The sequence below is a fragment of the Stenotrophomonas sp. YJH_SMC_81 genome (assembly GCF_059370875.1).
Genome location: NZ_JCAFUB010000006.1, coordinates 204640 through 212982, shown reverse-complemented (window position 1 = coordinate 212982; position 8343 = coordinate 204640). Strand labels below are relative to the sequence as shown.

Here is an 8343-nt window from a genome sequence, read left to right as displayed (position 1 = left end):
GGCCGGGCTGGTGGAGTACATCAAGTACTACAACCAAGAGCGAATCAGATTGAAATTGAAGGGGCTAAGCCCGGTAAAGTACCGGGAACAGGCCCAAGCAGCCGCCTGACCCCACCGTCCAAGTCTCGGGGGTCACTTCAGAAGCGGGGTTTTGCGGTAGTGCCGGCCGCTGGCCGGCAACACCAAGGCCCTTGGAGGTTCCGTGGTTGCCGGCCAGCGGCCGGCACTACCCGTTGCACCCAGGGTCAGAGCCCGCCCCTTACGCCTTGGCGTACTTGCCGGTGCGGTAGATCAGCCAGCCGACCAGGAACAGCACGGCCAGGCCGATCCACTGTGCGCCCGGCAGGTGGAACGGCACCGCCAGCACGTCGGCACGGCTGCTGATCACGATCGGAATCGCGATGGCGATGCCCATCAGTGCCTCACCGGTGATCAGGCCGGCGGCAAACAGCACGCCCGGCTTGTGCACGCGGTCGCGGCCTTCTTCGTCATCGGCGCGCACCTTGTGGAAGCGCTCGACCAGATGGGCGATCAGGCCGCCGAGGAAGATCGGCACCATCAGTTCCAGCGGCAGGTAGATGCCGATGGCGGCGGCCAGCACCGGCACGCGGAAGCGCGCGTTGCGTGACTTCAGCCAGCTGTCGAAGGCGATGATGGCAGCACCGACCACAGCACCGATGCCGATGAAGGTCCACGGCAGTTCACCACCGAACAGGCCCTTGGCCACCGAGGCCATCAGGTTGGCCTGCGGCGCAGCCAGCGCGTTCGGGTGCAGCTCGGACTTCACGCCGATGCCGTAGGCAGTGGCCAGCAGGTTCAGTACCGGGGCCATGATCAGCGCGCACGAGAACGCACCGATGCCCAGCATCAGCTGCTGCTTCCACGGGGTGGCACCGACGATGTAACCGGCCTTGAGGTCCTGCAGGTTGTCACCACCGACCGCAGCGGCGCAGCACACCACCGCACCGATCATGATCGCAGCCACCGCACCCAGCGGTGCACCGCCGGCACCGACCGGCTTGAGGCCGTCAGCGCCCAGCAGCACGACCAGCACGGCCGAGGCGAACAGGATGGTCGAGATGGTGATGCCCGAGACCGGGTTGTTGGACGAACCGATCAGGCCGGCCAGGTAGGCCGAGACCGAAACAAACAGGAAGCCGGCGACGATCATGATGAGGGTCATCGGGATCGACACGTGCCACTGGCCGACGATGGCCTGATACAGGGCCAGCAGCGGCAGCACGAACGCCACCAGGGCGACCAGCATCCACTTCATCGGCAGGTCGCGCTCAGTGTGCGCCAGCACCGGGCCGCCACTCTTGCGGGCCGCGGCGAAGCCGCTCTTGACGCCGTTGAGCAGCGACTTGCGCAGCGAGATCAGGGTCCAGATGCCACCGATCAGCATCGCACCAACGCCCAGGTAGCGCATCTTCGCGCCCCAGATGGCGAACGCGGCCTCGGTGGAGGAAGCCGCGGCAACCGACGCGGCCAATGCCGGATCGGTGTTCATGAAGAACGCCTGGTAGATCGGAATGGCGATGTGCCAGGTCAGGATCGAGCCGGACACCACCACGATGCCGACGTTGAGGCCGACGATGTAGCCCACGCCCAGCAGTGCAGGCGACAGGTTGGTGCCGATGAAGGCGGTGACCTTGGAGCTGCCGACATAGGCCGAGGTGGCCCAGGCGTCCGGGATCAGGCGCATGCCGCTTTCCGCGGCCAGCTTGACGAAGGCGCCGATCACCGCCGACAGGCCCAGGATCTTCAGGCCCGGACCCGGGTTCTCACCGGCCTTGAGCACTTCCGCCGCCGCCTTGCCTTCCGGGAACGGCAGCGGGTCTTCAACGATCATCGAACGGCGCAGCGGCACCGAGAACAGCACGCCCAGCAGGCCGCCCAGGCCGGCGATGCCCAGCACCCACCAGTACTTGAAGTCCGGCCAGTAGCCCATGATCACCAGCGCCGGGATGGTGAAGATCACGCCGGCGGCGATCGACGAACCGGCCGAAGCGCCGGTCTGCACGATGTTGTTTTCAAGGATGGAGCCACCGCCCAGCAGGCGCAGCACGCCCATGGAAATCACCGCGGCGGGAATGGCGGTGGCGATGGTCAGGCCTGCGAACAGGCCGAGGTAGGCGTTTGCGGCCGACAGCACCACCGCCAGCACGATGGCCAGGGCCACTGCGCGGAAGGTGAGCTGCTTGGGCGCAGCGTCGTGGTTCATGGAAGCCCCTGCTGGCAAAAAATCCCTGCCACGCTAGCGTTCAGGGCAGATCAAGTCCAGCGTGCCAAAGGATGGGGGCGTGCGCTGCAGCGCAACGGGCCAACACGTGGCCCGGCAATCGACCGACCCGGCAAAGTCCGGATGGGCGCACCGCAAATGATATGTTATATCTTAATGCTACCTTGTTCTTACTGCATCGCATGCCCCCTTCCCCCTCCCCTCGCCTGGCCTCCATCGACCAGCTGCGCGGCACCGTGATGCTGCTGATGCTGCTGGACCACGTGCGCGAGACCTTCTTCCTGCAGCACCAGGTGAGCGACCCGATGGATGCAGCGACAGTCTCTCCTGCGCTGTTCGCCTGCCGCCTGCTGGCCCACCTGTGCGCACCCGTGTTCGTCCTCTTGACCGGCCTGTCGGCCTGGCTGTACGGCCAGCGCCAGGCGGATCCGCGCCGGGCCACGGCCGCGTTCCTGCTCAAGCGCGGCCTGTTCCTGGTGGTACTGGAGCTGACCCTGGTGAACTTCGCCTGGACCTTCCAGCTGCCGCCGGACACGCTGTACCTGCAGGTGATCTGGGCCATCGGGCTGAGCATGATCGCGCTGGCCGGCCTGCTGTGGCTGCCACGCCCGGCCCTGCTGATGCTGGCAATCGCGGTGGTGGCCGCGCACAACCTGTTCGACGGCATGCGGGTGCAAGGCGATGGCCTGCTGGCGGTGCTGTGGAAAGTGCTGCATCAGCGCGGCTGGATCGAGGCTGGCGCGCTGCGCCTGCGTACCTCCTATCCGGTGCTGCCGTGGATCGGGGTGATCGCACTGGGTTATCTGATGGGGCCCTGGTTCGCCCGCGAGCGCGCGCCGGAGCAGCGCCAGCGCTGGCTGCTGTGGACAGGCTTCGGCGCGCTGGCCCTGTTCGCATTGCTGCGGTTCGCCAACCAGTATGGGGATGCTCCCTGGTCGTACCAGACCACTACGCTGCGCACGTGGTTGAGCATCTTCAATGTCACCAAATACCCGCCGTCCTTGCAGTTCCTGCTGCTGACCCTGGGGGTGGGAATGTTGCTGCTGCGGCTGTACGAATGGCCGCCGCTGGCGCGGGCACTGCAGCCGCTGGCCGATATCGGCGCTGCGCCGATGTTCTTCTACCTGCTGCACCTGTATGTGCTGAAGGGGCTGTACCTGGGCGCGCTGGCAATCTGGGGCCCGACACACGGTGACCTGTACGCGCTGGATTCGGTCGCCGGCCTGCTGCTGGTGGCCTGTGTGCTGGCGGTGGTGCTGTACCCACCGACGCAGGCCTTCGCGCGGTTCAAGGCGCGAAGGCGCGATCTGCCGTGGTTGCGATACCTGTGATCGCCCAGGCCAGTCCGGCAATCCATGGCGTGGATCTACTGAAAGCGGATCAGGCCACAGGCCTATAATTCCGCGATGAATTCCACCGCTATCGCTTCCGACGATTTCCTGGGCCATCCCAAGGGCGTCTACGTCTGCTTCTTCACTGAAATGTGGGAGCGCTTCTCCTTCTACGGCATGAAGGCGCTGCTGCTGCTGTACCTGACCAAGTACCACCTGTTCGGCGACAAGGCCGGCCTGGACCTGCTCGGTGCCTATGGCGGCCTGGTGTACTGCATCCCGGTGTTCGGTGGCATGCTGGCCGACCGCTGGCTGGGCATGCGCCGGGCAGTGCTGTTCGGCGGCATCCTGCTGGTGCTCGGCCACCTCGGCATGGCCTTCGAGGGCCACGCCGCGTACCGGGTGAACGGCGAAGTGGTGCGCGACACCTCCGCACTGGCGGTGACCTACCTGTCCCTGGCGCTGATCATCATGGGCGTCGGCTTCCTGAAGCCGAACATCTCCACCATCGTCGGCAAGCTGTACGCCAAGGACGACCCCCGTCGCGACTCGGGCTTCTCGCTGTTCTACGCCGGCATCAACCTCGGCGCGCTGTTCTCTTCGCTGGTGTGTGGCTTCCTCGGTGAGGCCTATGGCTGGAAGTATGGGTTCGGTGCTGCCGGCATCGGCATGCTGGCCGGCCTGGCGATGTTCCTGTGGGGCCAGAAGTACCTGCAGGGCCATGCCGAACCGCCGCAACCGGCCGCGCTGAAGCAGAAGGTGCTGGGACTGCCGCGCGAATGGCTCATCTATCTGTGCGCGGTGCTGGGTGTGCTGCCGGTGGCGTGGCTGATGTGGGCTGCCGGCAACGGCGCGTTCGCGCTGGGCGGTGAAATCAGCCTGGCGCTGATGCTGATGCTGGTGGTGCTGGGCGGCGTGCTGGTCTGGTTCGCCTGGTTCACCGGCAGCAAGTGCACGCCGGTGCAGCGCCAGCAGATGATCGCGCTGATGGTACTGATCTTCCTGGCGCTGGTGTTCTTCACCATGTACGAGCAGTCCTACGGCTCGTGGGTGACCTTCACCGACCGCCTGTTGACCAAGGACATCGTGCCCTCGCTGGTGATCACGGGCGGCACGCCGCTGCCGTGGTCGATCCTCTCGCTGCTGCTGGCACCGCTGGGCTTCGTGATCAGCGCGCGGCTGTCCGAGCGCCGCCCGGGCTCGTCTGCACCGCGCACGTTCTTCGCCGCCATCGTCGTGCTGATGCTGGTGCTGCTGGTGCGCGACTGCCTGGTGATCCCGCAGACCGCCGGCTCGCTCACCTATCTCGGCGGCCTGTTCCTGGTGCTGCTGGCGCCCGTGTTCGCCGCGCTGTGGACGTGGATGGACCGCCGCGGCTGGGAGCCGGGCAAGCCGGTGAAGTCGGCCTGGGGCCTGGTGATCGGCGCACTGTCGTTCTTGCCGCTGGCACTGGCGGCGCAGCAGGTGGGCGCCACCGGCGAGATGGCCAGCGTGTGGTGGCTGGTGCTGGCCTACTTCCTGCTCGCCAGCGGCGAGATGTGCCTGTCGCCGGTCGGCCTGTCGGCAGTGACCCAGCTGGCCGTGCCGCGGGTGATGAGCCTGATGATGGGCACCTGGTTCCTGGCCACCGCATTCTCGGAGACGCTGGCCGCGCTGTTCGGCAAACTGGCCGCGATCGAGGTGCCGGAAGGCGAATCGCTGGACATGGTGGCCGCAGCCGGCGCCTACGCGCACCTGTTCTGGCTGCTGATGTGGATCGGCCTGGGTTGCGCACTGGCGGCCTTCATCGCCGCACCGCTGCTGAAGAAGATGATGCACGGGGTGAAGTAAACCCCGCGCTTGCGGAAAACCAGGGCGGCGGAACGTTCATCCGCCGCCCTGTCAGCTCAGGGCGCCTTGTCCTTGCCGGTCGCAGGCGCGGCCGTCGCGGTCTTGCCACCCAGGCTGCGCGCCAGGAAGGCCAGCAACTTGTCGTAGTACTCGCTGCGATGGGCCTCGGTGTAGAAGCCGTGGCCTTCGGTCTTGTAGTACAGGCTTTCCACCGGCGTGCCGGCGCGCTTGAGCGCCGCTTCCATGCGTTCGGTGTGCTGGATCGGCGCGCGCTTGTCCTCGCCACCGGCGGCCAGGAACACCGGCACCTTGATCCGTTCGGCCAGGTTCACCGGCGACACCGCACCCAGCTTGGCCGGATCCCCCAGCCATTCGCGCAGATAGGTCACGCCTGAACCCCGGTCCTGGATGTCGCCGCGGGTGTACATCATCGGCAGGTCGTAAACCCCGACATAGCCCGCCGCGCACTGATACAACCCGGGTTCGCGGGCGGCACCCATCATCGCCGAGTAGGCCCCGTAGCTGGCGCCGTAGATACAGATGCGACGGCCGTCGGCGATGCCTTCGCTGATTGCCCAGCGGGTGGCATCAGTGACATCGTCCTGCATTGCCGCGCCCCACTGCTGCGCACCGGCCTGGGTGTGGGCCCGGCCGTAGTTGCCCGAACCACGGAAGTTGACCTGCAGCACGGCATAACCGGCCGCGGCCAGCATCTGCGTTTCGCGGTCGTACTGGCCGGAATCGAAGATGTCGAACGGGCCGCCATGCGGCATCACCACCATCGGCAGGTTGCGCCCGTCGCTGCCGGCCGGCAGGGTCAGGAAGCCATGCAGCGGCAGGCCATCGCGGGCCTTCAGTGCAATCGGCTTCACGCTGGCACTACGGTCAACGTCGATCCAGTCGCTGCGGCTGATCAGGTGATCAGCCTTGCGCGCCACCGTGTCGTACACGTAGAAATCGCCCGGGTTCGAGCCCGACCAGGTTTCCACCAGCACGACACGGCCATCGCGGGTGCTGGAGGTGATGTAGACGGGCCCTCCGAAGGCGGCTTCCAGGCTGCGGTACAGGCGCGCCTCCGGCGACTTCTCGTCGAAGAACCGGGTACGCGGCGTATCGCCCAGATACAGCGCGCCCACCGGCACGTGGGTGCCGGGCCGATGGATGATGCGATACGGATTGACCACCTCGTCGCGCAGCAGCGTGGCACGCTCGCCGGTCTGCGGGTTCCAGCTGACGATCGCATCCGGGCCCTGGGCCTGCTCGACGTTGAGGTAGGCCAGGCTGTCATCGGCCGAGAAGCCGAGGGCGGTTTCGATGCGCTTGCTGACCGCCTCGTCGTTGATCAGCTTCCAGGTGTCGCCGCTGCGTTCGCGGAAATACAGCTTGTTGATGTTGTCGCTGCCCGAGCCGTGCACGAAGCGGACCTCGCCGGCGCCATCGGTGGTGAATTCGCCGCGCCGTACCGGCGAAGATGCCACCCGCGCACGGCGGCCGGTGGTCACATCCATGCGATCGACGCGGGTGAACGGGTCCTCGGCCAGCGGCCATACGGTCACCAGCACGTTGCGCTCGTCGCCCGGCAGGTCGTCGGCCAGGAAGGCGGCCACTGCTTCGACTTTCTTCGGCTGGATGCGGGTCCCCGGGCCCTTGCTTTCGACGCGATAGCCGACCAGCAGCTCGCCACGGTTGCCGTTGGCGTCGACGGCATAGAGTTCGCCGGTGGGATTGGGTTGGTCGAGCGAGCCCCACTTCTGGGCCAGGCCGATCAACAGGCGTTCGTTGCTGACCCAGTCGAATTCCTGCGCGTGGTTGCGGCTGGGTGGCCAGAAACTGCCGACCAGCTGCTTGTCCTTCAACCGCAGGATCGCGATCGCGGTGCTGTCTTCCCTCGGCACCGTTGCCGCTACGTACTCGCCCCCCGGCGAAATCTTGATGTCGGTGAAGGTCTCCCGGCGCAGGTACTGCGTCAGGTCCACCGCCCCCACGCTGCCTGCGGCAACGCCCCCGATGACGGCCAGTGCGGCCGCCAGAATCGTCTTGTGCATCCTTCCCCTGCTCCTGTGGACACCTTGTCCTGGTGGCCGATTCTAGGCAGGGCCATGCCTTTCCCGCCAGAGCCGGAAAAGACGACGGCACCGTTGCCGGTGCCGTCGTTGCCACTACCTTGGAGAGAGAGTCAGGACGTGGGTTCGGGGGGCGTGCGCCGGGTCAGTGGACCCCGCGCACCGCCAACATGAGGGCCAGGATGCTGAGGATCACGGCGATGGTGCCGTCGAGCACGCGCCAGGTGCTGGGCTTGGTGAACAGCGGCGCCAGCAGGCGTGCGCCGAGGCCCTGCGCGGTCAGCCACAGGCAGCTGGCGGTGACCACGCCGGCGGCGAAGGCCATGCGGGCGTTACCGAAGTTCTCGGCGATCGAGCCGATCACCATCATGTCCAGCCAGAAGTGCGGATTGATCAGCGAGAAGCCGACCGCGGCCATCAGCACCGCGCGGCGGCTGCCGTCGTCGCTGTCAGCCTCGCCCATGCCACCGCCCCCCGCGATTGCACGGCGTGCCGACTTCATCGCATACCAGGCCAGGAAGGCGACGCCGGTCCACAGCACGGCGCTGGTCAGCCACGGCAGCGCCGAGGTGAGCGTGCGCAGGCCGGCCACGCTGGCGAAGATGAAGATGGCATCGATGGCCGCGCAGGTGGCGACCACCGGCACGATGTGCTTGCGCAGGATGCCCTGGCGCAGAATGAAGGCGCTCTGGGCGCCGACCACGGCGAACAGGCCGATGCCGGTGGCTGCACCAGAGAACCAGGCACCGAGGCCGGTGCTGGCGGAGATGACCGAGAACATGGGATTCACTGCCTTGTATTGCTTGGGGGGACGGTGCCTCGCGAAGGCGGACAGCACCGGAACGGGCGCTATTGTCGCGCCGCAACATGAAAAAGA

The 8343-nt window shown here is 66.7% G+C and carries 6 protein-coding genes; 3 read left to right on the top strand and 3 right to left on the bottom strand.

All coding sequences use genetic code 11. The features are described 5' to 3' along the window. Nucleotides 1-109: IS3 family transposase (locus tag AC5P8U_RS14610; RefSeq protein WP_308140878.1), on the top strand; the 109-nt coding region annotated here is incomplete at its 5' end. Nucleotides 110-259: 150 nt separating this feature from the next. Here the strand turns inward: AC5P8U_RS14610 and AC5P8U_RS14605 are convergent. Further along, a complete protein-coding gene (locus AC5P8U_RS14605; protein ID WP_072168689.1) occupies nucleotides 260-2224 on the bottom strand; it encodes an OPT family oligopeptide transporter in 1965 nt (654 codons plus the stop codon). Nucleotides 2225-2424: 200 nt separating this feature from the next. Between AC5P8U_RS14605 and AC5P8U_RS14600 the strand changes: the two genes are divergently transcribed. Both AC5P8U_RS14600 and AC5P8U_RS14595 read left to right on the top strand, forming a co-directional pair. Continuing rightward, a complete protein-coding gene (locus AC5P8U_RS14600) occupies nucleotides 2425-3573 on the top strand; it encodes an acetyltransferase domain-containing protein (RefSeq protein ID WP_447897505.1) in 1149 nt (382 codons plus the stop codon). 75 nt (nucleotides 3574-3648) lie between these two features. Further along, a complete protein-coding gene (locus AC5P8U_RS14595) occupies nucleotides 3649-5403 on the top strand; it encodes a peptide MFS transporter (protein ID WP_438914755.1) in 1755 nt (584 codons plus the stop codon). A gap of 56 nt (nucleotides 5404-5459) precedes the next feature. On the opposite strand, the gene AC5P8U_RS14590 is transcribed toward AC5P8U_RS14595, so the two are convergent. Both AC5P8U_RS14590 and AC5P8U_RS14585 read right to left on the bottom strand, forming a co-directional pair. Next, nucleotides 5460-7448 (bottom strand): alpha/beta hydrolase family protein, encoded by a 1989-nt coding sequence (locus AC5P8U_RS14590; protein ID WP_088496413.1) that lies wholly within the window; start codon nucleotides 7446-7448, stop codon nucleotides 5460-5462. A gap of 163 nt (nucleotides 7449-7611) precedes the next feature. Then, the gene (locus tag AC5P8U_RS14585; protein WP_072168685.1) at nucleotides 7612-8247 is read right to left on the bottom strand and encodes a LysE/ArgO family amino acid transporter; all 636 of its coding nucleotides are present in this window, start codon (nucleotides 8245-8247) and stop codon (nucleotides 7612-7614) included. Nucleotides 8248-8343 lie beyond the last annotated feature (96 nt).